Genomic DNA, 23,409 nt, shown 5'->3' on the forward strand with positions numbered 1-23,409 from the left:
CGGCATGCCACCTCTCGCCCGTTCCCTGCTCACCTGGCCGCTGCGGCTGCTGGGCCTGGCCGCCACCATGCTGGTCGCCGCCTTCGCCCTGTTCGCCGCGCTGAACCTCGCCCCCGGCGACCCCGCCACCCGGCTGGCGGGACCACGCGCCTCGGAGCGCACCCTGGAGGCCGTCCGTCACCAACTCGGCCTCGACCAGCCCCTGCCGACCCGCTTCTGGGACTGGCTGGGCGGCCTGTTCCAAGGCGACTTCGGCACCTCGCTCACGTACCGCCAGTCCGTCTCCTCCCTCCTCGGCCCCCGCGTCACCGACACCGTGCTCCTCGTCGGATACGCCGCCGTCCTGATCGTCGTCTTCGGTGTGGGCCTCGGCGTCTGGTCCGCACTGTCCCGGCGCACCGGCGGGGTCATCACCGCCTTCACCAGCGTCGGCCTCGCCGTCCCGGCGTTCGTCGCGGCCTCCGCGCTGGTCGCCCTGCTGTCGGTGCAGGTGCACTGGTTCCCCGCCCTCGGCGGCGGCGGGCCGTCACTCGCCGACCGGCTCTACCACCTGACCCTGCCCGCCATCACCCTCGCCCTCGCCTGGGCCGCCTACCTCGCCCAGATCACCCGGGCCTCCGTCCGCGAGGAGGCCGGCCGGGAGTACGTCGAGACGGCCCGCAGCCGCGGCCTGCCCGCCCGGCGGGTGCTGCGCCACCACATCCTGCGCAACGCCATGATCCCCATCAGCACCGCGGCCGGACTGACCGTCGGCGGACTGATCGCCGCGGACGTGGTCGTCGAGCAGGCCTTCGGCCTCAACGGCCTCGGCGCGGCCCTGGTCTCCGCCGTGGCCCAGAAGGACACCCCCGTGGTGCAGGCGGTCGGCCTGCTGATGGTCGCCGTCTTCATCGTCGTCAACGCCGCCACGGACGTGCTCCAGACGGCACTGGACCCGAGAATCCGGGCGGTGAGCTCCCGATGAGCAACGCTTCCGGCGCCGCGCACGCCGTCAGGATCGGCACCCGCGGCCTGTCCCTGCGCATCCGCCTGCGCAGCCTCGCGCCCTCCACCACCGCCCTGGCCGCGCTCGCCGGGCTCCTCGTGCTCCTCGCGGCCCTGGCGTCCGTCCTCGCCACACACGACCCCGACACCGTGGACATGGCCGCCGCCAGCCAGGACCCGTCCGCCGCGCACTGGCTCGGCACCGACGCCCTCGGCCGCGACCTGTACTCCCGGCTGCTGTACGGCGCCCGCATCAGCCTGCTCGGGCCCGCCCTCGTCATCGCCGGAGCCACCGTGGGCGGCGTCGCCGTCGCCCTGGCCTGCGCCTGGCACGGCGGCTGGCTCGACCGGGTGATCAGCCGCGTCAACGACGTGCTGTTCGCCTTCCCCGGCCTGCTGCTCGCGGTCCTCGCCGTGGCCGTCCTCGGTCCCGGCCTCACCGCGCCCGTGGCGGCCCTGGCCGTCGCGTACCTGCCCTACATGGCGCGTATCGTGCGCGGCGTCGCCGTACGCGAACGCCGCATGCCCTACATCGCCGCCCTGGAGGCCTCCGGCATGTCCGCCTGGCGGATCAACCTGCGGCATCTGCTGCCCAACCTGGCCCCGTTCATCGTCGCCCAGGCCACCGCCGCGTTCGGCTCCGCCCTGATCGACCTCGCGGGCGTTTCCTTCCTCGGACTGGGGGTCCAACCACCCATCTCCGACTGGGGGTTGATGGTCTCCGAGGGGCAGTCGTCGCTGCTCGCCGGGGCACCCGGGCAGAGCCTGATGGCCGGCGGACTGATCGTCGTCACCGTCGTCGTCTTCAACCTCCTCGGCGACACGCTGATCGCCCGCACCGGCCAGGAGGACGCGCGATGACCGCCACCCCACTCCTGCGGCTCGACCACCTCGGCATCGACCTGCACCGCCGGAGGCGCGAGCCCCGGCCGCTCGTCCGCGACGTCAGTTTCGACCTCGCACCCGGGGAGGCCCTGGGCCTGGTCGGCGAGTCCGGCTCGGGCAAGTCGCTCACCTCACGCGCCGTCATCCGGCTGCTCCCGCAGGACACGCGGACACACGGCACCGCGGAATTCGAGGGCGAGAGCATCCAGGCGATACATGGGGAGCGGCTCACCCGTTACCTCTCCCGCGAAGCCGCGATGATCTTCCAGAACCCCCGGGCCCACATCAACCCGGTGCACACGCTCGGCGACTTCCTCACCGAACCACTCGTCTGCCACCACGGCCTGACACGCCCTCAGGCCGAGGAACGCCTCGTCCCGCTCCTCGCACAGATCGGCGTCCCCGACGGCCCGCGCCGCCTCTGCCAGTACCCCCACCAGCTCTCCGGCGGACTGCTGCAACGCATGATGATCGCCTCCGCGCTGATCACAGAACCCCGGCTTCTCCTCGCCGACGAACCCACCACCGCCCTCGACGTCACCACCCAGCAGGACGTCATGGCCGTCCTCGACGAACAGCGCCGCGAGCGGGAACTGGCGATGCTGTTCGTCACCCACGACCTGGAACTCGCCACCGCCGCCTGCGACCGCGTCGCCGTCATGTACGCCGGAACCATCGTCGAACAGCGCCCAGCCGCAGGGCTGCACACGGGCCGCCGCCACCCCTACACCGCCGGACTGCTCGCCGCCCGGCCGGGCCTCGGCGAGCCGGGGGAGCGGCTGCCCGTCATCCCCGGCCGCCCGGCCGCCGCCCACGAGACCGGCGAAGGCTGCCCCTTCGCCGCCCGCTGCGCCTTCGCCGAGGACCGCTGCCGTCTCGAACGTCCCGTACTACGCCCGGACGAGGACGGCGCGGTCGCCTGCCACCGCGCCCACGAACTCGCCGGCGACCTGGACCGCCCGAAGGAGCCCGCCTCATGACCGCGGCCGCGCCCGAGAGGGCCGCACCACTTCTCGACGTCCACGGCCTCACCAAGCGATACCCCACGCGCCAGGGCGAGGTCACAGCCTGCGAGGACGTCGGCTTCCGCATCACCCCGGGCGGCGCTCTCGCGCTGGTCGGCGAGTCCGGCGCGGGCAAGTCCACGGTCGTCCGCCTGATCGCGGGCCTGGAGAAACCGACCTCAGGCCAGATACGTCTCCACGGCCACCACACCGGCGACCGCCCCCGGGGCCGATCCGCCCGCCTGGCCCGTGCCGCCGCCGTGCAGATCGTGCACCAGGACCCGTACTCCAGCCTGGACCCCCGTCAGCCCATCGGCGACGGACTGGCGGAACTGCTGCGCCTGCACGCCGGCCGGCTGGCCGGTGGCCTCGGCGAACGGTCCGCACGACGGGACCGGGTCACCGCTCTGCTGGACACGGTCGGTCTGCCCGGCCTCGCCGACGCCCGGCCCGCGCGGCTGTCCGGCGGACAGCGCCAACGCGTCGCCATCGCCCGCGCCCTGGCGCTGGAACCCCAGATCCTGCTCCTGGACGAGGCCGTCGCGGCGCTCGACGTCTCCGTCCAGGCGCAGATCCTCAACCTCCTCGCCGACCTGCGCGAACGCACGGGCACGACACTGCTGTTCGTCACCCACGACCTGGCCGTCGTACGGCAGTTGTGCCAGGAGGCGGTGGTCATGCGCGGGGGCCGGGTCGTCGAGGCCGGACCGGTCGGCCGTGTCTTCACCGCGCCCCAGCACCCTTACACCCAGGCTCTGCTGGACTCCGTGCCCAGGCCCGGCTGGCGACCGCGGCGGATCTCCCCTCCCGTGTGAGGCGGGTATCGCTGGTAACCAGTGCCGCATCAGGCAACGTTCGCCCTGTCGACCACGACTCGTAGCCGTTGATCGTCGGCGTGACGGTTTCGCCGTATGACCTCGCCGTCGGCGATCGCATAGAGGTGCTCGACGCGGGCTTTCTCGGCGGCGTAGTCGGGGTCGCGGGAGGTCTTCCAGGTCTTCATGCGTTGAAACGACACGCCCTCCTCGCGGAGCAGGACCCGAAGGCCCTCGTCGCTGATGTCGTCGCCCCCTCGGCGACCAGGAAGTCGGCCAGCTTGGCCAGGCTCCAGGTCGACATCGGCAGACCGTGCTCGGCCGGCCTGGACTTGGCGATCTTCTTGATCTCGCGCCGCTCGGGCAGGGTGAATGTCCTGGGCCGACCGCCTTTGTACTTCGGGTAGAGGGTGTCGAAGCCGTCGGCGTTGAAGTTGTGGATCACATCCCGGACCCGGCCCGTGCTGGTGAACGTCACTTCGGCGATCTTCGCCACGGGCATGCCCTATGCGGACAGCAGCACCGTCTGGGCCCGCCGCCACGTCACCACCGACCCGCAGCAGGCGCTGTCCCTTGTCGTCATCGATCTCGCGGACGCGTACTCGCTCAGCCACCGGCACAGCTTCCCCGCCGTGCGCTGCCGGCGAGTGTCATTCCGTTGGCGTGCCGATCCGAAGCCGGTTGCCGTCAGGGTCGCGCAGCTCAATCTCACGCGCCCACGGAGCATCCTTCACCTGCACACCGAACTCGGAGGCGATGGCCTCGACATCACGAATGCGGAGGTAGACCAACGTGTCAGGGCGGGCATCTCCGGTGTGCTCCGACTAGAACAACCGCACCCCGCGCCGGGCGATCTCGACGAACGCGGGAAGTCCCGGTTCGAAGCGGTGTTCCCACTGCTTGGCGAAGCCAAGTCGCTCGTACCACGCAACCGCTGCCGCAGCGTCCTCGATGGCAGCTCGGTCATCGGGCTGCAGCTGCGACCATCCGACGCGTTCTGCGCCGCTCCGGTCTGTCGCCCGCACCGCAGCGCGCAAGCCAGCAGACCTGGCGTTCCCCTTGCCTCAAACGCTTGTCGCGATGTTAACTTCAACTATTGAGTCAATGTCAACATTACGACAGTCGCTCGAAGGCTCCGGTGCTGCGGCACTGCAGTGCTCGCTGATCCGGCCTCACTGACGTTTGACCATCGGAAGACACCAGAAAGGCGACCTCTGCCATGACCGTTCTCGATTCCCCCATCCCTCGCTTCCACCTGGCCATGCCCGTTGACGACATCGCCGCCGCGCGCCGCTTCTACGGGGAGGTCCTCGGTCTGGAGCAGGGCCGCAGCGCCGACACCTGGGTCGACTGGAACCTGCACGGCCACCAGTTCGTGACCCACCTTGCCCCGGCCAAGGCGCAGCAGATCCACAACCCGGTCGACGGCCACGACGTGCCTGTGCCGCACTTCGGTCTGATCCTCACCGTCCCGGAGTTCCAGAAGCTCGCCGACCGGCTGCGCGCCGCGGACACCCGGTTCGTGATCGAGCCCTACGTCCGGTTCGAGGGGCAGACCGGCGAGCAGTGGACAATGTTCCTGCTCGATCCAGCGGGCAACGCCCTGGAGTTCAAGGCGTTCGCCGACGACGACCAGGTGTTCGCCGCCTGATTCGAGTAGCGAGGTACGGCCCAGTCCGGGAGCGCGTTGCAACGCGCCGACGTGCCCCGGACCCGTATCGGATAGTCAGCTTGACGAACGAGCGGTGCGTCCGCCCTGTGCGCTTTGGGTGCGCACGTACTTCTTCCAGGTTCTTCCGCGTGGAAGACCTCACCCCGCGAGGCCAGTGAGAGGCCACTTCCCGATCGCCCGCTGTCCGGGACCGTCACGGCCTGCCGCCGTCCGGTCCCGTTCCTGTACCTGAGCCCGGTGGCGCCCTCGTTTCCGCGCTCCCGCTCCCACCCTCGTTTTCCCACGATGACGACAAGGACCCCTGCCCTATGTCTCGGACCGGCCACCAGAACCCGCCCAGCACGTCAGCAGCGGACGGCCCGCCCACGCTTCAACGGGTGATGGGTCCGGGCCTGTTGCTGCTGTTCATCGTCGGCGACATCCTCGGTACCGGCATCTACGCGCTGACCGGTCGGGTGGCCGGCGAGGTGGGGGGCGCCGCATGGCTGCCCTTCGTCATCGCCTTCGCGGTCGCCCTGGTCACGGCCTGCTCCTACCTGGAACTGGTGACGAAGTATCCGCAGGCCGCTGGGGCGGCGCTCTATACCCACAAGGCGTTCGGCAAGCACTTCGTGACATTCCTGGTCTGCTTCGCCGTCATGTGTTCGGGGATAACCTCGGCGTCTGCCGCCTCCCATGCGTTCGCCGCGAACCTGGCCGCCGGGTTCGGTCTCGACCTCGGCAACGGCGTCCTGCTCCTGATCGCCCTCAGCTTCGTGCTGCTCGTGATGGTGATCAATCTCCGGGGCGTCGGCGAAAGCCTCAAGGTCAACATCGTGCTCACCGCGGTCGAGCTGTCAGGACTGCTGCTCGTGATTCTGCTCAGCATGTACTTCATCGCCGGCGGGCACGCCGACTTCTCCCGGGTCGTCACGTTCGACACCGGGTCCGACAAGCACGCGTTTCTGGCGGTCAGCGCGGCGACTTCGCTGGCCTTCTTCGCGATGGTCGGCTTTGAGGACTCCGTGAACATGGCGGAGGAGACCAAGGATCCGGCGCGGGTGTTTCCCCGCATGATGTTCACCGGTCTCGGGATCACCGGCCTCATCTACGTCCTGGTGTCCGTCTGCGCCGTCGCCGTGGTGCCGGTCGGTCAGCTGGCCGCGAGCGACACACCGCTGGTGACGGTGGTGCAGACCGCCGCGCCCGGCTTCCCGATCGCTGATCTGCTGCCGTTCATCTCGATGTTCGCCGTGGCCAACTCCGCACTCATCAACATGCTGATGGCCAGCCGCCTGCTCTACGGGATGAGCAACGAGGGCGTCCTGCCGTCCTTCCTCTCCAAGGTGCACCCGGTCCGGCGCACACCCTGGGCGGCCGCGGTGTTCACCACGGTCCTCGCATTCGGGCTCATCACCTTCGTCTCGCTGAACCCGGACAGCACGGTCGTGGCGCTCCTCGGCGGTACGACGTCGCTGCTCCTGCTCGCGGTCTTCGTCGTCGTCAACGTGTCGGTGCTCGTCCTGCGCAAGGAGCGGGTGGCGGAGCGGCACTTCCGGGCCGGCCGTGTCCTGCCTGTCCTGGGGGCGGGGTGCTGCCTGTATCTCGTACTGCCCTTCTCGTCCGGGCGTCCCCTCGCTCAGTACCAGATCGCGGGCGTCCTGCTGGCCGTCGGAGTCGCACTGTGGGCGATCACCTGGGCGGTCCGCCGCGGTGCCGCAGATCGTCCGGCGGCCCCGGCATCCCCGACGGGCGGTGCCGCGCCACAGTGAGGCGGGGCACGTCGCGTCAGTGTGGAGTGTCCTGCGTCGGAGGGGAGTCCGCCCCGGTGAGGACGTCGAAGGCGTGGCGCCGGTGTGCGGCGAACAGCTCCAGGGCCGTGGCGGCATCGCGGGCGCGCAGGGCGGCGGAGAGTTCGCGGTGCTCGCCGGGCAGGTGCGCCAGGTAGCCCTCGGTGCTGATACGGACCCGCGTGAGCAGGAACAGGTGCACCTGGGAGCGGATCGCCCGCCAGGCGTCTTCGAGGCGCTGATGGCGGGCGGCCGCGTACACGGCGTCGTGGAACGCGATGTCGCGGCGCACCATCTCGTGTTCGTCCGCGGCGCGTTCCATCCGGTGGGCGGCCGTCTCGATGCCGTCGATGTCCGTGTCCGACGCCTCGGCGACTACCCGCTGGACGGCGAGGGACTCCAGCGTGCCGCGCAACGAGTCCAGCTCGGCGACGTCCTGGCGGGTCAGCGTGGTGACCGTGGCACCGCGGTGCCACGTGCTGCGGACCAGGCCTTCCCGCTCCAGGCGAAGCAGCGCCTCGCGCACAGGCCCGCGGCTGACCTCGAGCGCGCCGGAGAGCTCCACCTCACGCAGCTGCGCTCCCGGCGCGTACGACCCGTCGAAGATGGCCTCGCGAACGCTGTCCGCCACCTCGTCCGCCAGCCCACGGCGACGCGCGGGGGCGACTCCGCTCGGACCGCCCATGACCGTTCCTCCCTCTGTACAGACACTTCCTGAACGCCTGCCCCGGCGTATGTCGCAATGTTAACGTTGCCGCTGTTCCCTGTCCGTGGCGTTCCCGAGAGGTAGTTCTACGGAAGGTCCGCAGCGCCTGGCCCGACTGCATTGCCTGTGTGTACTGCGGCGATGGCTTCTCGGACACAACCTCGGCACCGCGCCAGTCCGTGACCGGTCGGCCCCGGACGTTTCGCGAGGTCAGGACCTGGCGGCGCAGATGGCCCCAGCGCTCGCCCGCCGGGTCGGGCATGTCCATGCCCTTGTGGTCGGGCGCGAAGGCCTTTCCCAGGTGGAGCCCGAAGAGCGCCTGATGGAGCAGGGCGAACGGTGTGCGTCGAGTGTCCGTCGGTGTGCGTTCCATGGGCTGCCCGACGAGCAGCTTGGGTTCTTACGCTCCTCCCGTCGAAGTGCGGTTCGTGCGACGTCTTGGAGGGATCACATGAACGTGGACGTAGGGCTCGCCGACCATTACGAGCCGCTGATCGGCGGGAAGCGCATGTCGATCTCGACGGAGTCGTTCGACGCTGTGAACGCGGCGACCGGTGTCCGGCTCGCGACGATCACACGTGGGGGAGCAGCCGAGATCAACGCCGCGGTGGCAGCCGCGAAGTCGGCATCCCCCGGCTGGGCCGCGACGCCGGTGGCGCAGCGGGCCGCACTGCTGCACCGACTCGCGGACTGGGTGGAGGCGAACCTCGACCGTCTGGCCCTGATCGACGCGATGGACATCGGGCGCACCATCGGGGAGACCCCGATCGATCACCGCATCGCGATCAACCAGTACCGCTTCTTCGCCGCGGCCGCGGTCACGCACACCGGGTGGAACAGCTCGGTACCGGGAGGCTGGGCGGTAGCGAAACGTGAACCCCTGGGGGTCGTCGGCCAGATCATCCCCTGGAACGTGCCGGCCATCATGACGGCCTTCAAGCTGGCGCCGGCGCTCGCTGCCGGAAACACGCTGGTGCTCAAGCCGGACGAGAACGCCTCCCTGTCCACCCTCGAACTCTGTGCGGCGCTCGCGGAGATCTTCCCGCCCGGAGTGGTCAACGTCGTCCCGGGCCTGGGGACCGAGGCGGGCGCCGCGCTGACCGCCCACCCCGACGTCGTAAAGCTCGCCTTCACCGGCTCGGCGGAGGTCGGCCGGATCATCGCGCATGCGGGGGCCGACCGGCTGGTTCCGGTATCCCTCGAACTCGGGGGCAGAGTCCGAACATCGTCTTCCCGGACATCGACGACCTGGACCGAGTGGTGGACAACGCGGCCTTCGCGGCCACGTACTGCAACGGCCAGTCGTGCCTCGCGGGCACACGGCTCTTCCTGCACGACGACCTCTACGACGAGTTCCTGAGCCGGCTGACCGGCGTGTTCGGCCGGATCGCCGTCGGCTCGCCGGTGGACCCGGCAACGCGGCTGGGCTGCCTGGTCTCACAGACGCAGGGCGAGCGAGTTCTCGACTTCATCGCGTCGGGCAGGGAGGACTCCACCCTGGTCACCGGAGGATCGCGCGCCACCGTATCCGGGAGCGAGGCCGGCTGGTTCATCGAACCGACGATCTTCGAGACGGACAACACCTCCCGCATCGCACAACAGGAGATCTTCGGACCCGTCCTCTCGGTCATCCGCTGGAGGGACCGGCAGCGAAACGCCCCACGTTGGTGAAGCCCCACCGGCCGGCGACGGCAGCCGCCGGACCGAGGCCCGGCAGCGCTGCTGACCACAGGTCATCGCCACATCACCGCGGTGGCTGGGCATCCTGTGGCGCTGCGGATTGCCGGGGCATGTCGAGGTCCTGGCCGTCGTCCAGGATCTCGTGGATCCAGGCGCATTCGGTTCGGGTGACGGCTCGGGCGGTGAGCATCATGCCGCGCCGGTAGGGGTCGTTCACTTCTTCCGCGCGCAGTGGTCGGTCGCCTTCGTAGAAGAAGCTCGCGGGGGTTTCCAGGAACTCCAGGCGGCGGCGGAGTACGGCGTGTTGTTCCTTGACCTCGGGGAGGAGGGAGAGGAACGCCAGGACGGTGAAGAACCGGTTGAAGTCGGTGATCTCCTGCTGAGCGGGGTCGCGCAGGCGTTGCAGGAGATTCTCGCGTCCTGCGTCGGTCAGGGTCAGCACGTAGCGCTGGGTGGCCCCGGCGCCCGGTTCGGTGTGCCGGGTGAGCAGGCCGCGTTTCACCAGGCGGTTGATCGCCGGGTAGAGGCTGCCCTCGCTCACCGACCGGGCATAGCCGGAGAGCCGCTCGACCCGGCGGCGCAGCTCGTAGCCGTGGAGCGGGCCATCGGCGAGATTTCCCAAGATCGCAAGTTCCAGCACCCCTCTATGGTCACACAACACGCCGCAGTACATCGACACGAAGTGCCACGATGCGCACTACTACGAAACGATGTAGCCTCGTTCGAGTCCCGGCGGACGGCCACGCCGCTGCCGGAGTGCCCGCACGAACCCTGATGAAATAGAGCCATCACGATGAGCAACAACAGCCCTGCCCTGGACGTCGCCCTCGCCTACTACAAGGCCTGGTCGAACAAGGACATCGATGAGGCCCTGTCGTACTTCGAAGACGGCTTCACCAGCCGGACCCCCGTCGGGCCCCTGGATGCCGAGGCGTACCGGTCCTTCCTCGGCGGATTCCTGGGGATCCTCAAGAAGGCGGAGCTGGTTTCAGCGTTCGGGGACGAGAACACCGCGCTGATGTACTACGACGCCGAGACGGCCCCCGTGCCCTACTCCCCGGTGGGCGAGTGGTTCCGGGTCGAGAACGGGAAGATCGTCGAGAGCCGGATTGTCTTCGACAATTTCACCCTGCAGGGCGCCGCGGCCATCGCCGCCGTCTCCTGACGCACCCTGCCCCTCCAAGGGGGTACGCCGAGTACGCCCGTGCTGCACAGGACGGGCGTACTCGGGGCCCGTTGTAGCCCTCCGCGACGCGGGATGACCCTAAGGAAGTGATGGAGATGCCGCAGCGCACTCAGGTGGAGTTGAACTTCGTGGACCGGGGCGAAGGGACACCGGTGCTCGCGTTGCATGGGTGGGAACCCGACCACCGTCTGATGCTCGGCTGTCTGGAGCCGGTCTTCGCCCAGCGCCCCGGGTACCGGCGGCTGTACCCGGACCTGCCCGCCATGGGGAAGTCCCCGGCGCCCGCCCGGATCGCAAGCTCCGACGACATGCTCGCCGCCGTACAGGACTTTGTGGACGACCAGATCGGTGACGAGCCGTTCCTGCTCCTCGGCGAGTCCTACGGCGGCTACCTCGCTCGCGCGCTGGCCCGGACCCGCCGTGATCAAGTTCTCGGGCTCGCCCTGATCTGCCCCTCGGCCAGACGCGTGGAAACCGCCGAGAGCCGCCCGGCCGAGCGGTTGGTCCTGCGTCCCGACCCGGATCTGATCGCCTCCCTGGATGAGCACGTCGCCGAGGTCTTCACCTCCCTCGCGGTCGTCGAGACGCCGGAGGTTCTGCGACGGTTTCGCGAGGAGATCCAGGCGGGCCTGGACATCGCCGACACCACCGCCCTGGAACGCATCCGCCGCCACTGGCAGCTCACCCGGGAACCCGAGGACGGCGACCCCTTCACGCGTCCCACGCTGATCCTGGCGGGACGGCAGGACGACAGCGTGGGCTACCTCGACCAGTTCGACCTCCTGCCCCACTACCCGCGCGCCACCTACGCGGTCCTCGATACGGCCGGCCACAACCTGCAGATCGAGCAGCCTGAGCTGTTCACCGCACTCGTCAGCGAATGGCTCGACCGGATCGCCACCGAGCACACCGCCTCACCGGCCCAGGGCCGGGCGTAGATGAGCCATGACACGTGCTCGATGAGCTCGTGCGGGAGGTCGAGCGTGGCAGGACACGGAACCATCAGGGTCCTCTGACGCCGGTGTTGAGTGGAGTCACCACGGACAACGAAAGGGCCCGGTCACGTCGCGAGCCCTCCTGATCTGCACGGCTCACTCCGCAGAGTCAGGCTGAAAGAGATTCACCAAGAGAGGGAAGACAAACGCAATGAACACCTTCGTCACCTCTGACGACGTCACCCTCACCTACGACGACGATGGCGCCGGCCGCCCGGTCGTGTACCTGCCCGGGTACACCGGCGATCGCCACCAGGTGCTGCTCCAGCGCGATGCGCTGCTCAGTAACGGGTTTCGGCTCATCGCCCTCGACCAGCGCGGGCACGGTGACTCGGAGCTCCCCGATCACGGCATGCGGATGTCGAGGCTCGGTCAGGATCTGGCGGAGCTTCTCGAACACCTCGACCTCTCCGATGTGGCCATCCTCGCCCACTCGATGGGCACATCGGTCGCACTGTCGTACTTCGCTCAGCCGCACCCTGCTCGAGTCACCGCCCTCGTCGCGATCGAGCAGACCCCCAAAATCATCAACGATGAAACCTGGTCATACGGCATTCGATTCGTCGACTGGACCAACGCCTATGACGCTGCGACCTTCAGGATCGACTGGGCCAGCGGTGACGCGGAGCCTCCGATGCCGCCGGAGGTCAAGGCGGCGTACGACCTTTTCGCCACGTTCCCGCACGATCGGGCCCGCCCCCTGCTCGTCGACCACTACGTGGCGGACTGGCGCGACGTGCTTCCCCGGATCCCGGTTCGCGCGCTTGTCGCCGTCGGCGGGAGGTCGCCGTTCTACACGGTCGAGGGGCAGGCCTGGTTCGCTGAGGCTTTGCCAGAGGGTCGGCTGGAGGTCTTCGAAAACAGTGGGCACTTCCCGCATATGAACGAGGCCGTTCGGTTCAACCGCGTACTCCTCGATTTCCTCGGCGGCTGTAACAGCTGAAGAGACGGCCGGCGAAAACGTCGGCACCTCCATCCAACCCTCCGCCTTGCGATTGACCGCGCCGGAAACCGCTCGCTGATCTGGCCCGCCTCGATCAAGAAACTCGGCAACATCCCCGACGACGGCGGCTGGTGGGCAGTGGGACGTGCCGCGGGAGACCGCAACAAGCAGGCCACCACCGAACAGCGCAGCGCAGGAGTACGGGCACGTCCGGAGCGACGGCGTCGAGCTCGTCGATGGTGGGCATCCGCGACCCTCACTTCGGTGCCGCTGCCGATCCAACCGACCGCGGCGGCGTCCGAGCCGACGAACACGATCCAGCCGTCGCGGACCGCGAGGGCCGTCGGAGTCTCCCGCCTGGACCTGACCTCCGCCGTAGTCCGGACCCGGTTGGCGCTCACCGGAGCGTGCCTCGGCGTGATCGGCTACGGAGGCTCCTGGCCGGCCCTGCACCTGGTTCCCGGCGCCCTGTCGAAGCTGAGCGGCTGGGGCGGCTCAGCCGTGTCCGCTTGGTGGTCCGACTTCTGGGGCTACCCGGAGGGCAAGTACCGGGCGGAGTTGCTGGTCGCTTCAACGCACAGTGAGACGACCCTGCCGATCGTCGCCAACACCGGCGTGGCGATCGTCGTCCGGGCGTCCTGCCTCGCCGCGATCGGCGTCTTCCCTCGATTCGGCAGGCTCATCCGCCCGGTCATCGCAGTTGGCTCGATGTCCCTGACCGCGTATGTCTTCCACATAGCATCGCGAACACCATCGCGCCGGCAAGGAACCCAAGAAGGGCACGCAGCGGGAACGCGAACGGACTGTCGAAGCCGAGGAAGTGGACAGCGACGCGACCGCCACGGGCAATGCCGGGCAGCCGTTGAACCGGCCCTGAATCTTCCGTTGGCGTCTTCCAGACCACCCGTACCTGCCGGAATGCCGCGGAAGCGATGGGTTTCGCTCCTGCGCGCCAGAAGCGCTGGTCGCTGGGCAGGTCCAGGGAGGCGGGACGACTCGTGAGGAGTCAAGGGGCGGCGATCTGGCTCGTCATGAGCAGCCGTTCCTTTGTGACGCTTCGTCGCTCACGTCACTCCCCTCGCTCCACGCCGGAACGAACACCGGCCAGTCAGTCGGTCCGCGCGCCCGCCGTGAGTTGCCGGTCGGAAGCTGCTTCGGCTGTCCGGACCACTGTCGACGCGACTCGGTCCGTCCCGCGGCGGCGGTCCGCTGCCCAGGAGGCGGCCGCGACCGCGAAGCCGGAGGCGACGAGGGCCGCGCCGACGAGGTTCGGGGAAGTCAGCCCGAAGCCTGCGGCGATGGCCAGCCCGCCGAGGTATGCGCCGGCCGCGTTCGCCAGGTTGAACGCGGCCTGCATCGCCGCGGAGGCGAGGGTGGGCGCGTGCCCGGCCTTCTCCATCACCAGGGTCTGCACGGTCGGCACGATCGCGAACCCGAAGAACCCGATCGCGACGGCCGTCAGCGCCGCCGCCCACTGCGCGTGCGCGGTCACCGTGAACAGCGCCAGCACCGCTGCCAGCAGCAGGAACGCCGCGCAGATGCTCGGCCGCAGCGCGCGGTCCGCCGCGTACCCGCCGACGATGTTGCCCAGCGTCATGCCGACGCCGAAGAGTGCGAGGATCAGCGGCACCGTCGAGTCCGAGAACCCGGCGACGTCCGTCATCATCGGCGTGATGTAGGAGTAGGAGGCGAAGAAGCCGCCGCAGCCGACGAGCACCGTAGCCAGCGCCAGCCACAACTGGCCGTTGCGGAACGCGCTCAGCTCGCCGCGCAGCCCGCCCTGCGGCCGCGGGCCCAGTTCGGGCATCATCCGCCAGATGGCGAAGGTGCCCAGTGCGCCGATGGCGGCCACCACGAGCATCGTGGCGCGCCAGCCGAACTGCTGGCCGATCAGGGTGGCGCCGGGCACGCCGATGATGGTCGCCACCGTCAGACCGGCGAACATCATGGAGACGGCGCGGGCCCGCAGGTGCGGGGCGGCCAGTTCGGCGGCGGCGACGGCGCCCGCGCCGAAGAACGCGCCGTGCGGCAGGCCTACGACAACCCGGGCCGCTGCGAGAGACCAGAAGTCCGGGGCGATCGCGCACAGCACGTTCCCGAGCGTGAAGAGTGCGGCGAATCCGATCAGGACTGTCTTGCGGGAGACCCGGGTCATCCGGGCCGCGACCACAGTGAGGAGCATGGCGCCGATGAGGACGCCGATCGCGTACGCGGAGACGAGCCAGCCTGCCTGAGGGATGGAGACATCGACGCCTTGGGCGATCTGCGGCAGCAGGCCCATGGCGGCGAACTCAGTGGTTCCGATGGCAAAGGCGACGATGGCAAGCGCGACTAGCGCGGCTATGGGCATGAGGGGGCTCCGGTAGACGGGATGTGTAGGGGGTTACGTGAGCGCCGCCCCGTCAGGCTGTCGTGGCTGACGGCCTGACGGGGCCCTCTTGGGGGTCCGACGCGGGCGGCAACGAGGGCAGTACCGCGGGCGTGGGCAACTTGGGAGGGTCCCTTCCGCAAGGGCCCGCGCATGTCGGGTGTGGACAGGGCCAGGGTGCTCATCAGTCGGTGACGCCGCCGAAGGCGATGACCTTGGTGGGGCGCAGGCGGACGACGAGTTCGCCGGGGACGGCGTTGCGCTTGCCGAACTCCTCGGCCCGGTCCTGGCCCATGTACCGGGCGCCGGCCCGGAAGGCGACGTCGTACAGTTCGGCGAGGTTGTCGCTGAGCGTTACGTCGCCACGGACCTCGGCATAGGCGAACGGCGGGGCGTCTTCGGCCACACACACAGCGACGCCCGGGGGTCGCGCCGCAGGTTGCGCACCTTGGCCGTGCCCCCGCCGGTGGTGAACAGGAAGTCCTGGCCGTCGAAGACGTACCAGACGGGGCTGATGTTGGGGAGGCCGTCGGCCCCGACGGTTGCGAACCGGCCGGTGGCCGTGCTGTGGGTGACAAAGGTGTGCCATTCCGCGGTCGGCATGATGTGCATGGGTGGTCCCTTTCTGCGATTGGTCCTGTCATCCGGGGCTGGAGTCGCACGCGGCGGTGCCCCGGGATGAGGTGGTCGGACTGGTCGACGAGTTCGGCTCCCAGTTCCGTGGTCGCCGGGCGGTTCCGGTGAGGGAGCCCCGCCCGCGGCGTACGAGCGAATGGCGGCGGTCGGAGTTCGGAGTTCGGAGTTCGGAGTTCGGCGTCAGTCGGTCCTCGTCGTCACGTCGGTCTTCGGCCGGTTGCCGGAAGCGTCCTGCGCGGCACGATCCGCACGGACTGCCGGGAATGCAGAAGAGCGAGCGAGGCGGCAGGGACGAGCTCAGCGGGGCTGGGGTTGGGGAGTGCGGCCCCGGGATCGGAGCGGGCGCGCGGCCGGTGCGGTCTCCGGCAGGCCGCGCAGGACGGGCACGACGGCGAGCGCGACAGCAGCGACCAGTGCGCCGGGGACGAGGGCCCAGCCGGTGGAGTTCACCAGGGCCTGTGAGGCGTACGGGGTGAGGCCACCGAAGATCGCGGTGGCGGCGGTGGCGCCCAGGGCAAGGCCGCTCAGGCGCTGCACGACCGGGAACTGCTCGGCGACCGCGGAGCAGGCGACCGCGCTGACACCGCCCGCGACGCAGGCCATGACGATCGCCCCGGTCAGTGCGGCGGCGAAGCTGCCATGGGCCATCAGGCCGAACATGGCCAGCGGCAGCACCATCGCCAGGGCGCCGAAGAGCAGCAACACGGGGCGGCGTCCGATGCGGTCGGACAAGGTGCCGGCGAGCGGCGTGACGAGAACGACCGCGATCGCGGCGAGGGTGGACAGCCACAGCGAGTCGGACTCGCGGAAGCCGCCGACGGAGCCGAGGTAGGTGGGGACGTAGCTGATGCCGACGTAGTACGTGACCGAGCCGAGGGCCGAGATCGCGAACGTGCGGTAGAGCGCGGGGCGCTGGGTGCGCAGCGTGCTCTGCTCCCGCGGATTTTCCCGATGCTTCTCGAACTCGGGCGACTCCCTCATGGTGGAACGGGCGATCAGGACGGTGCCGGCCAGGAGCGCGCCGAACAGGAACGGGATGCGCCAGCCCCACGCGTCCAGCGCGGACGCGGAGGTGAGGGTGACAGTGAGGGCGGCCACGGCGGCGGCGAGCAGCGCTCCGATCTGGCTGGCGGCGGAGGCGAGCGAGGCGACCAGGCCGCGTCGCCGGGGTTCGGCGCCTTCGACCAGGTAGGCGGTGACCCCGGTGTACTCACCGCCGACCGCGAGGCCCATCACGCAGCGCAGCAGCACCAGGGCTCCGGCGGTGGCGCCGATCTGCGCATCGGTGGGCAGCAGCGCGGTGGCCAGCATCGCTGCGGTCATCACAGCCATCGACACGAGCAGCACCTTGCGCCGGCCGATCCGGTCCCCGACATGTCCGAAGACCATCGCGCCGAGCGGACGCATCAGGTAGGCGACGGCGAAGACCGCGAGGGTGACCAGTAGAGAGGAGGAACCGGAGCCGAAGAAGACCCGGGAAAGCACCGTGGTCATGTAGAGGTACAGCGTGAAGTCGTACCACTCCACGACGGTGGACAGCGTCGCCACCGCGATCGAGGAACGGGGAAGGGCGGCTGTCCTCGGGGTGGGCGCAGCGGAATCCATGGAACTGCCTTCAACGAATAGTGATGCCAGAGGGGCGGTGACGCTTCGGACAAGCGTCCGGGCCCTCACCAACGTAACATCGTTTCGATGTGGGCCTCGAATCGATGTGAGATGCTGGAGGCATGCTGGAACTCGCGATCCTCGGCTCCCTCGCCGAAGGCCCTCTGCCCGGCCATGAGCTGCGCCGCCAGGTCACGGCGCTGACCGGTTACAGCCGTCCGGTCAGCGACGGCACGCTCTACCCGGCGCTGAACCGGCTCACCAAGGCCGGACTGATCGAACGGCACCCCGCACCGGAGGCGGGCGGCGGCCGCTACGTGCTGAACCTGACCGCCGCAGGTCGCGAGGACATGCTGCGACGCCTGCGCGAACCCGCGGACCACGAGATCACCGACCTCGCCCGCTGGTTCACCATCCTGGCGTTCCTCTCCCTGCTGCCCGACACCGCCGAGCAGCACGCGGTCCTGCGCCGCCGCCTGGCCTTCCTCGAAGCCCCGTCGAGCTTCTTCTACGAGGACGAGAAGCCCGTCCGCGCCGAGCAGACCGGCGACCCCTACCGGCGCGGCATGCTGCTCATCGCCCGCGCCATCACCGGATCCGAACTCGCCTGGCTGCGCGAGGCGTTGGGCGACAAGTCCGCCGAAGAGGCATGACATGAAGGCAGCTTCGTACGACACCCCAAGGCTGCTGTCGGCGAAGTGCTTCGGGTCCGGGAACCACCCAGTCCCACCCCCGGCGACGTCCGGGTCCGGGGACACGCCCTGGGCGTCAACCCGGGGGACCAAGTGGAAAGAGTAGCTTGACCGCGTGAAGTGTGTGAAAGGTGCTCCCGGTGGGACGACGTGAGAAGCCGGTCGATCCTGACGCCGGTCCCGTGCAGCGGCTCGCGCACGAACTGCGGCTCCTCCGTGAGAAGGCAGGAAAGCCGCCGTACCGGGAGATGGCCACGCGGGCGGGCTACTCCATTACCGCGATGTCCCAGGCCGCAGCCGGTGATCAGCTGCCGTCCCTGGCGGTAGTGCGGGCGTATGCCGAAGCGCTGGACGCAGACCCGGACGAATTGGAGCGCCAGTGGCGGGAGGCGGACGCTGAGGTCCGCACATCCATACCGAACGAGAAGCCGCCGTACCGGGGGCTGGCGCGGTTCGAGCCGGACGACAGTGAGCTGTTCTTCGGCCGGGGGACGCTCCTCGCCGAACTGGTGGAGCTGGTGCGCGAGCACCGGTTCGCCGCGGTGTTCGGGCCGTCCGGCAGCGGAAAGTCGTCACTGCTGCGAGCGGGACTGATTCCGAGCCTGCGGCAGGCGGCGGGGGCTGAGCGGCCTGCGGTCATTCGCGTGCTCGCCCCGGGGGAACTGCCCGCGCGCACGCACGCGCAGGCACTCGTGCCGCGCCACGGTGACGGGGAGACCTGGGTGATCGTCGACCAGTTCGAGGAACTGTTCACCCTGTGCCACGACCGTGCTGAACGCGACCGGTTCCTCGGCCTGCTGCTCGCGGCCCGGCGTCCGGAGAGCGGACTGCGGGTAGTGGTCGCGGTCCGCGGCGACTTCTACGGCCACTGCGCCGAACACCGTGAGCTGGCCACGGCCGTCAGCCGGGCCAGCCTGCTGGTCGGGCCGATGAGCCGGGACGAGCTGCGCGAAGCGATCACCGGCCCGGCTGCCGCCGCCGGACTGAACGTGGAGCGCACCCTTACCGCCGGCATCATCGACGAGGTGGTCGACCAGCCGGGCGCGCTGCCCATGCTCTCTCATGCCTTGCTGGAGACCTGGCACCGTCGGCGTGGCCGCCTGCTGACTCTGGCGGCGTACGAGGAGGCGGGCGGAGTGCGAGGCGCGATCGCCGCCACCGCCGAGGAGGCATACGGCCAGGTGTCGGCGGAGCAGAGCCGTATCGCGCGGCGCATCCTGCTGAGGCTGATCGCTCCTGGTGACGGCACGGCCGACACGCGTCGTCCTGCGTCGCGCGCCGAACTCGGCAGCGGTACGCAGGAGGTGCTGGAGCGCCTTGTAGCCGCCCGTCTGGTCACCCTGGACGGCGAGATGGTGGAGCTGTCGCACGAGGCGCTGATCACCGGCTGGCCGCGTCTGGCCGGTTGGATCGAGGAGAGCCGGGAAAGGCTGCGCGCACAGCGCCGACTCGGTGAGGCGGCGCGCGCCTGGGAGGAGTTGGCGCGTGATCCCGGAGCTCTGTACCGGGGCACGAGGCTGGCTCGTGCCGCGGAACTGTTCGCAGGTCAGCCGAAAGACGAGCTCACCCATCTGGAAAACGACGAGCTCACCGATCTGGAAAGGGACTTCCTCACGGCCTCCCTCGCCGCTCAGAACGCCGAACGGGAGGCCGAGACCCGCGCCGCGCGTCGGACACGATCCCTGGCCGTCGGTCTGTCCGTGTTCCTCGTCTTGGCGCTCGCCGCCGGGCTGGTCGCCTGGCAGCGCAATGAGGTCAGCCGGGAGGAATCCGCCAAGGCCACTGCTCGCCGCCTGGCCACCGTGGCCGGCAGTCTACGTTCCACCGATCCGCACGCCGCCGCCCTGCTCGGGGTGGCGGCATGGAAGATGGCCCCGCTCACCGAGTCCCGCTCGGCGCTCCTGGGGTCCCTGGCACAGCCGGAACGCGACGCTTTCACCGACCCTCTGGCCGGAAAGGATGTGCGGCGCTTCCTTTCCGACAGCGGCCGGACGCTGCTCAGCGTAGAGGGCACGACGGTAACCACCCGGAATGTGACCGACCACAAGGTCACCGCCACCTACCGCCTGCCGAGCGGTACGGAGGTGGGCGATGTCGGGCCCGACTCCCGGTTCCTCGACGTCATCGGGTCTGACGGGGGAGGCAGGCTGTGGAACCTTCCGGAGGGAAGATCCGAGGCCGAGCTGGGCAATGCGTCACGGTGGGGCGGCTCGTCGGACGGGAAAACGTACCTCACTGGACCGCCGGACGGCCCGGGCGCAGCCGCCTTGCACCGGACGGACGACGGCCAGGTCCTGTTCACCACCGACCTCGCGCGCACGCTCTCCTCGGCGGCGGTCGGCCCAGGCGGACGTCTGCTCGCCCTCTGTCCCGCCGATGGGCCACTCCAGCTGTGGGACACCGCCGGCCGCAATCGGCTGCCGGGAGCCTGGGAGAAGGCGGACAGGACCGTCTGCGGAACTGGTTCCGGTGCGGACGACGGCTCCCGCCTGCTGCGGTTCAGCGCGGACGGCAGGCGGCTGGCCGCCGTCTACGGCACGCGGGCCCTTGTCTGGGACGTCCGCAGCGGACGCACGCTCGCCGACTTCGCCAGTGACGGGAGCACCGGCTTCACACAGGCGGCGCTCTCCGCCAACGGCGAGTTCCTGGCCACGGCGGACGACCACGAATTGGCTGTCTGGCGACTGGCCACCGGCGGGACCCAGGTCTTCGACCGGCCGATGTCCAAGGACGCGGCCACTGGGCTGACGTGGGATCCGGGAAAGCCTGACCTCCTGCGCTACCTCGACGGCGCCACGGTCCACACCCTTGACCTGACCGCCCGTCTCACCCCGCGGTGGCACAACACACCGACCGAGGCGAGCGTGCTCAGCCCGGACGGCACCACCCTGGCCACCGTCACCCGTTCTGGCGCCGGCTACCGCTTCGAGCTGCGGGCCACGCGCACGGGCAGGGTCCTCGCGCACGCGAAGCTCGGCCCGCTGCCGAGCACCTCAGACGAGGACGTTCCCCTGCCGGCCTTCAGCCCGGACAGCCGCGCCCTGGCCCTCGCCGACACCGCGTCCTCTCACGGCTCATTGCGGCTGCGCTTCACCGTGTGGGACGTACGGACACACAGGATTCGTACGCTCTTCGACACCTCCGGCGCGGCCGACCGCCCTGCCACGGCCCTCGCCCTGGGACCCGGCGGCCGCACCCTGCTGGCCGTCCGCTCCGCCGCCGGCACCTCCACTACGGAGGTCTGGAACACCCGCGACCACCGGCGATCGAGGACCGTGCGTGGCTTCTCCGGGAACGCACTGGCCGGGCGACCGGACGGAGGTCTGCTCGTGAGCTCCGACGATCAGTACGTCGATCCAGGGGCCGAAAGGGTCAGTGGACGCGCGCTTGCCGACGGCCGCCAGGTCACCTCGCTCGCTTTCAGCCCCGACGGCACCCAGCTCGCCGTCGGCGATTCCACCGGGCACGTCACCCTTTGGGACGGCGCGATCCGAGACCGCACCGGCGCACTGACCGGCACCTCCGACACGGTTACCCGGGGCGAACCGGAGGCAGTGGGGGCGCTCGCCTTCTCCTCCGACGGCGGCACCCTCGCCGTGGGCGGCGCGAACGGGACGCTGAGACTGTGGGACACCGAGGGACATCAGCTTCTCGGGACGGACCTGCCCACGCCCGGCGACGAGATCCACTCCCTTGCCTTCGCCGAGGACGGCAGCACAGTCTTTGCCAGCAGCCCTCACGTGCCGCTCCTGCGTTTCCCTGTCGGCCCGGACCAGGTCGTGGATACCGTCTGCGCGCGCGCCGGTGGCGGACTGACCGCAGCGGAATGGCGGACCTACGTCCCCGACGCGCCGTACGAGAGCGTCTGCTCCACAAGCAGCTGACGCGGCGGGTTACAAGGACCGGATTTTTCAGAGTGGCGTCGAGGGTCGCTGAAAAACGCCTCTGACCTGGACGCTCGTGACCAGAACGACCGCGGCGCCCGCCGACGGCGTCCGCCCTCCCCTCTCCCAGGTTCTGGTCACACATGCGCACTCGCACCCTGCTGCCCTCGCTTCTGCTGCTCGGCACACTCTCGACAACAACGGCCTGTTCCTCCGGTTCCTCGGAGCCGGGATCCGCCGGCCCGCCACATGCCGCTGCCGAATCCCCCTCACCCGTCCGCAGCGTCGACCCGTCGAAGATCAAGGGCCTGCAGATCGTCGGCAACAGCAGCGAGCAGCGCTCCTGTCCCTTCGCCACGAGCTACCCGGACGTACCCGGCGCGGAGGCGATGACGGTCGCGATGAAGAAGGACGTGGAGCAGCGCCTGGCCACATTCCGTGAGGGGGACGGGGCGTGTAACGGCTCAGTCGGCGAGCTCAACGTCAGCCACAGGTTCCTGGTGGCTTCCGGCGATGTACTCGGCGTCCGGCTCACCACACAGGACGGCAGCGGCGCCGGGTCCGGGCTGTCGGCCAGGGCGTACTGGTACGACGGCGACGCGGGCGACTACCGCACTGCTCTCGGACTCATCGCCGACGACTCCCGGAACGCCTTCATCTCCACCTTGAAGGACGAGCTCAAGGGGCGCGAAGGCTTCGACCCGACCACCTTCGACGGCACGCTCTCCGATCCGGCCTCCCGCGCCACCGCTCTGGACAACATGGCCTTCACCGCTGACGGCGGGCTGCAGGTGAGCTTCGACAGCGGCGAGGTGGGCGCGCCGCCCGCCGGAACCTTCCTGGTGACCCTCTCCAAGAAGACGGTCACCCCCTGGCTGTCCGCGTTCGGCAAGCGCGCCCAGCGGCAGACCATGACCCCCGGCCGTTCGCTCGACCTGGGCGCGCCGAACACCCCCGGCCCGGCCGTCCCCACCCACACCGCCTCCGGCGACGACGACACCGACTGCAAGCAGGTCCAGTGCATCGCGCTGACCTTCGACGACGGGCCGGCGGCACCCGAGACCGCGACCCTGCTGGATCACCTGGCGCAGTACAAGGCACGCGCCACCTTCTTCACCACCGGACAGAACGTCGCCGCCCACCCCGACTTGGTGCGCGCCGAGGCCCGCGCCGGACACGAGGTCGGGAACCACTCCTGGAACCACCCCGACCTCACCAAGCTCACCCCCGAGCAGATCGCCTCCCAACTCAACCGCACCAGCGCCGCAATCAAGGCCGCCACAGGCAAGGGGCCCACCCTCTTCCGCCCGCCCTACGGCGCCGTCAACTCGACGGTCCGGTCGGCCACCAGCCTCTCGCCGGTGCTCTGGGATGTGGACACCGAGGACTGGAGGTATCCCGACGCCGCCAAGGTCGCCCAGACCGTCATCGACAAGGCGCAGCGCAACAGCGTCGTCCTCATGCACGACATCCACGCCACCTCCGTCGCCGCGCTCCCGCAGATCCTGCGCACCCTCACCGCCCGCGGCTACCACTTCGTCACGGTCAGCCACCTGCGCGCCAGCCTCTGAGCACCCGCCCTCGA

General features: G+C 69.8%; 18 protein-coding genes and 4 pseudogenes. 13 read left to right on the forward strand and 9 right to left on the reverse strand.

The window, feature by feature from the left end:
* Positions 1–4 precede the first annotated feature (4 nt).
* From ACZ6I3_RS07115 to ACZ6I3_RS07130, 4 genes are read left to right on the forward strand one after another with little or no spacing between them, the layout of a single operon-like run.
* The gene (locus ACZ6I3_RS07115; RefSeq protein WP_469412426.1) at positions 5–964 is read left to right on the forward strand and encodes an ABC transporter permease; all 960 of its coding nucleotides are present in this window, start codon (positions 5–7) and stop codon (positions 962–964) included.
* Positions 961–1,845, forward strand: coding sequence for an ABC transporter permease (locus ACZ6I3_RS07120; protein WP_469412428.1), 885 nt, complete (start codon positions 961–963; stop codon positions 1,843–1,845). The genes ACZ6I3_RS07115 and ACZ6I3_RS07120 overlap by 4 nt, the downstream gene beginning before the upstream one ends.
* Entirely contained in the window at positions 1,842–2,849 is a 1,008-nt protein-coding gene (locus ACZ6I3_RS07125; protein ID WP_469412429.1) for an ABC transporter ATP-binding protein, read from the forward strand. The genes ACZ6I3_RS07120 and ACZ6I3_RS07125 overlap by 4 nt, the downstream gene beginning before the upstream one ends.
* Positions 2,846–3,688 carry an ABC transporter ATP-binding protein gene (locus ACZ6I3_RS07130; RefSeq protein WP_469412431.1) on the forward strand — a complete coding sequence of 281 codons (843 nt, stop codon included), beginning with the start codon at positions 2,846–2,848 and terminating at the stop codon, positions 3,686–3,688. Before ACZ6I3_RS07125 ends, ACZ6I3_RS07130 begins: the two co-directional genes overlap by 4 nt.
* 95 nt (positions 3,689–3,783) lie before the next feature.
* On the opposite strand, the pseudogene ACZ6I3_RS07135 reads toward ACZ6I3_RS07130, so the two are convergent.
* Together ACZ6I3_RS07135 and ACZ6I3_RS07140 are read right to left on the reverse strand one after the other, a co-directional pair.
* Positions 3,784–4,302, reverse strand: a pseudogene (locus ACZ6I3_RS07135) (helix-turn-helix domain-containing protein); the annotation flags it as partial.
* Positions 4,303–4,338: 36 nt separating this feature from the next.
* A pseudogene (locus tag ACZ6I3_RS07140) lies at positions 4,339–4,665 on the reverse strand (glyoxalase superfamily protein).
* A gap of 242 nt (positions 4,666–4,907) precedes the next feature.
* Between ACZ6I3_RS07140 and ACZ6I3_RS07145 the strand changes: the two are divergent.
* Both ACZ6I3_RS07145 and ACZ6I3_RS07150 read left to right on the forward strand, forming a co-directional pair.
* Complete coding sequence (locus tag ACZ6I3_RS07145; RefSeq protein WP_469412433.1) at positions 4,908–5,339, forward strand: VOC family protein; 432 nt, start codon at positions 4,908–4,910, stop codon at positions 5,337–5,339.
* A gap of 401 nt (positions 5,340–5,740) precedes the next feature.
* Complete coding sequence (locus ACZ6I3_RS07150) at positions 5,741–7,111, forward strand: APC family permease (RefSeq protein ID WP_469412502.1); 1,371 nt, start codon at positions 5,741–5,743, stop codon at positions 7,109–7,111.
* Positions 7,112–7,127: 16 nt separating this feature from the next.
* Here ACZ6I3_RS07150 and ACZ6I3_RS07155 read toward each other — a convergent pair whose 3' ends face one another.
* Together ACZ6I3_RS07155 and ACZ6I3_RS07160 are read right to left on the reverse strand one after the other, a co-directional pair.
* Positions 7,128–7,814 carry a GntR family transcriptional regulator gene (locus ACZ6I3_RS07155; RefSeq protein ID WP_469412435.1) on the reverse strand — a complete coding sequence of 229 codons (687 nt, stop codon included), beginning with the start codon at positions 7,812–7,814 and terminating at the stop codon, positions 7,128–7,130.
* 193 nt (positions 7,815–8,007) lie between these two features.
* Positions 8,008–8,172: pseudogene (locus ACZ6I3_RS07160) on the reverse strand (acyl-CoA desaturase); the annotation flags it as partial.
* A 171-nt stretch (positions 8,173–8,343) separates the two neighbouring features.
* On the opposite strand from ACZ6I3_RS07160, the pseudogene ACZ6I3_RS07165 reads away from it, so the two are divergent.
* A pseudogene (locus ACZ6I3_RS07165) lies at positions 8,344–9,506 on the forward strand (aldehyde dehydrogenase family protein).
* A 73-nt stretch (positions 9,507–9,579) separates the two neighbouring features.
* Here ACZ6I3_RS07165 and ACZ6I3_RS07170 read toward each other — a convergent pair.
* Positions 9,580–10,188 (reverse strand): PadR family transcriptional regulator, encoded by a 609-nt coding sequence (locus ACZ6I3_RS07170; RefSeq protein WP_469412504.1) that lies wholly within the window; start codon positions 10,186–10,188, stop codon positions 9,580–9,582.
* A gap of 120 nt (positions 10,189–10,308) precedes the next feature.
* Here ACZ6I3_RS07170 and ACZ6I3_RS07175 point away from each other — a divergent pair, with 120 nt between their 5' ends.
* From ACZ6I3_RS07175 to ACZ6I3_RS07185, 3 genes are all read left to right on the forward strand, one after another.
* Positions 10,309–10,680, forward strand: a complete 372-nt coding sequence (locus tag ACZ6I3_RS07175) for a nuclear transport factor 2 family protein (RefSeq protein ID WP_469412437.1) — start codon at positions 10,309–10,311, stop codon at positions 10,678–10,680.
* A gap of 116 nt (positions 10,681–10,796) precedes the next feature.
* Positions 10,797–11,639, forward strand: a complete 843-nt coding sequence (locus ACZ6I3_RS07180) for an alpha/beta fold hydrolase (RefSeq protein WP_469412439.1) — start codon at positions 10,797–10,799, stop codon at positions 11,637–11,639.
* 208 nt (positions 11,640–11,847) lie between these two features.
* Entirely contained in the window at positions 11,848–12,639 is a 792-nt protein-coding gene (locus ACZ6I3_RS07185) for an alpha/beta fold hydrolase (RefSeq protein WP_469412440.1), read from the forward strand.
* Positions 12,640–13,747: 1,108 nt separating this feature from the next.
* Here ACZ6I3_RS07185 and ACZ6I3_RS07190 read toward each other — a convergent pair.
* From ACZ6I3_RS07190 to ACZ6I3_RS07205, 4 genes are all read right to left on the reverse strand, one after another.
* Positions 13,748–14,989, reverse strand: a complete 1,242-nt coding sequence (locus tag ACZ6I3_RS07190) for an MFS transporter (protein ID WP_469412441.1) — start codon at positions 14,987–14,989, stop codon at positions 13,748–13,750.
* A 202-nt stretch (positions 14,990–15,191) separates the two neighbouring features.
* On the reverse strand, positions 15,192–15,413 hold the full coding sequence (locus tag ACZ6I3_RS07195; RefSeq protein ID WP_469412442.1) for a pyridoxamine 5'-phosphate oxidase family protein: 222 nt from the start codon (positions 15,411–15,413) through the stop codon (positions 15,192–15,194).
* Entirely contained in the window at positions 15,362–15,619 is a 258-nt protein-coding gene (locus ACZ6I3_RS07200; protein ID WP_469412443.1) for a pyridoxamine 5'-phosphate oxidase family protein, read from the reverse strand. Before ACZ6I3_RS07200 ends, ACZ6I3_RS07195 begins: the two co-directional genes overlap by 52 nt.
* Positions 15,620–15,940: 321 nt before the next feature.
* Positions 15,941–17,248 carry an MFS transporter gene (locus ACZ6I3_RS07205; protein WP_469412444.1) on the reverse strand — a complete coding sequence of 436 codons (1,308 nt, stop codon included), beginning with the start codon at positions 17,246–17,248 and terminating at the stop codon, positions 15,941–15,943.
* A gap of 122 nt (positions 17,249–17,370) precedes the next feature.
* Here ACZ6I3_RS07205 and ACZ6I3_RS07210 point away from each other — a divergent pair, with 122 nt between their 5' ends.
* The 3 genes from ACZ6I3_RS07210 (at position 17,371) to ACZ6I3_RS07220 (ending at position 23,395) form a co-directional block, all read left to right on the forward strand.
* The gene (locus tag ACZ6I3_RS07210) at positions 17,371–17,901 is read left to right on the forward strand and encodes a PadR family transcriptional regulator (RefSeq protein WP_469412446.1); all 531 of its coding nucleotides are present in this window, start codon (positions 17,371–17,373) and stop codon (positions 17,899–17,901) included.
* A 179-nt stretch (positions 17,902–18,080) separates the two neighbouring features.
* Complete coding sequence (locus ACZ6I3_RS07215; RefSeq protein ID WP_469412448.1) at positions 18,081–21,824, forward strand: nSTAND1 domain-containing NTPase; 3,744 nt, start codon at positions 18,081–18,083, stop codon at positions 21,822–21,824.
* Between the two features lie 143 nt (positions 21,825–21,967).
* Complete coding sequence (locus ACZ6I3_RS07220; protein ID WP_469412450.1) at positions 21,968–23,395, forward strand: polysaccharide deacetylase family protein; 1,428 nt, start codon at positions 21,968–21,970, stop codon at positions 23,393–23,395.
* Positions 23,396–23,409 lie beyond the last annotated feature (14 nt).

This window comes from Streptomyces sp. NPDC041940, assembly GCF_055589465.1.

Coding starts and splice junctions, on each gene's coding strand:
- ACZ6I3_RS07115 (WP_469412426.1), top strand. CDS start 5: ATGCCACCTCTCGCCCGTTCCCTGCTCACCTGGCCGCTGCGGCTGCTG.
- ACZ6I3_RS07120 (WP_469412428.1), top strand. CDS start 961: ATGAGCAACGCTTCCGGCGCCGCGCACGCCGTCAGGATCGGCACCCGC.
- ACZ6I3_RS07125 (WP_469412429.1), top strand. CDS start 1,842: ATGACCGCCACCCCACTCCTGCGGCTCGACCACCTCGGCATCGACCTG.
- ACZ6I3_RS07130 (WP_469412431.1), top strand. CDS start 2,846: ATGACCGCGGCCGCGCCCGAGAGGGCCGCACCACTTCTCGACGTCCAC.
- ACZ6I3_RS07145 (WP_469412433.1), top strand. CDS start 4,908: ATGACCGTTCTCGATTCCCCCATCCCTCGCTTCCACCTGGCCATGCCC.
- ACZ6I3_RS07150 (WP_469412502.1), top strand. CDS start 5,741: ATGGGTCCGGGCCTGTTGCTGCTGTTCATCGTCGGCGACATCCTCGGT.
- ACZ6I3_RS07155 (WP_469412435.1), bottom strand. CDS start 7,814: ATGGGCGGTCCGAGCGGAGTCGCCCCCGCGCGTCGCCGTGGGCTGGCG.
- ACZ6I3_RS07170 (WP_469412504.1), bottom strand. CDS start 10,188: ATGTACTGCGGCGTGTTGTGTGACCATAGAGGGGTGCTGGAACTTGCG.
- ACZ6I3_RS07175 (WP_469412437.1), top strand. CDS start 10,309: ATGAGCAACAACAGCCCTGCCCTGGACGTCGCCCTCGCCTACTACAAG.
- ACZ6I3_RS07180 (WP_469412439.1), top strand. CDS start 10,797: ATGCCGCAGCGCACTCAGGTGGAGTTGAACTTCGTGGACCGGGGCGAA.
- ACZ6I3_RS07185 (WP_469412440.1), top strand. CDS start 11,848: ATGAACACCTTCGTCACCTCTGACGACGTCACCCTCACCTACGACGAC.
- ACZ6I3_RS07190 (WP_469412441.1), bottom strand. CDS start 14,989: ATGCCCATAGCCGCGCTAGTCGCGCTTGCCATCGTCGCCTTTGCCATC.
- ACZ6I3_RS07200 (WP_469412443.1), bottom strand. CDS start 15,619: ATGCACATCATGCCGACCGCGGAATGGCACACCTTTGTCACCCACAGC.
- ACZ6I3_RS07205 (WP_469412444.1), bottom strand. CDS start 17,248: ATGGATTCCGCTGCGCCCACCCCGAGGACAGCCGCCCTTCCCCGTTCC.
- ACZ6I3_RS07210 (WP_469412446.1), top strand. CDS start 17,371: ATGCTGGAACTCGCGATCCTCGGCTCCCTCGCCGAAGGCCCTCTGCCC.
- ACZ6I3_RS07220 (WP_469412450.1), top strand. CDS start 21,968: ATGCGCACTCGCACCCTGCTGCCCTCGCTTCTGCTGCTCGGCACACTC.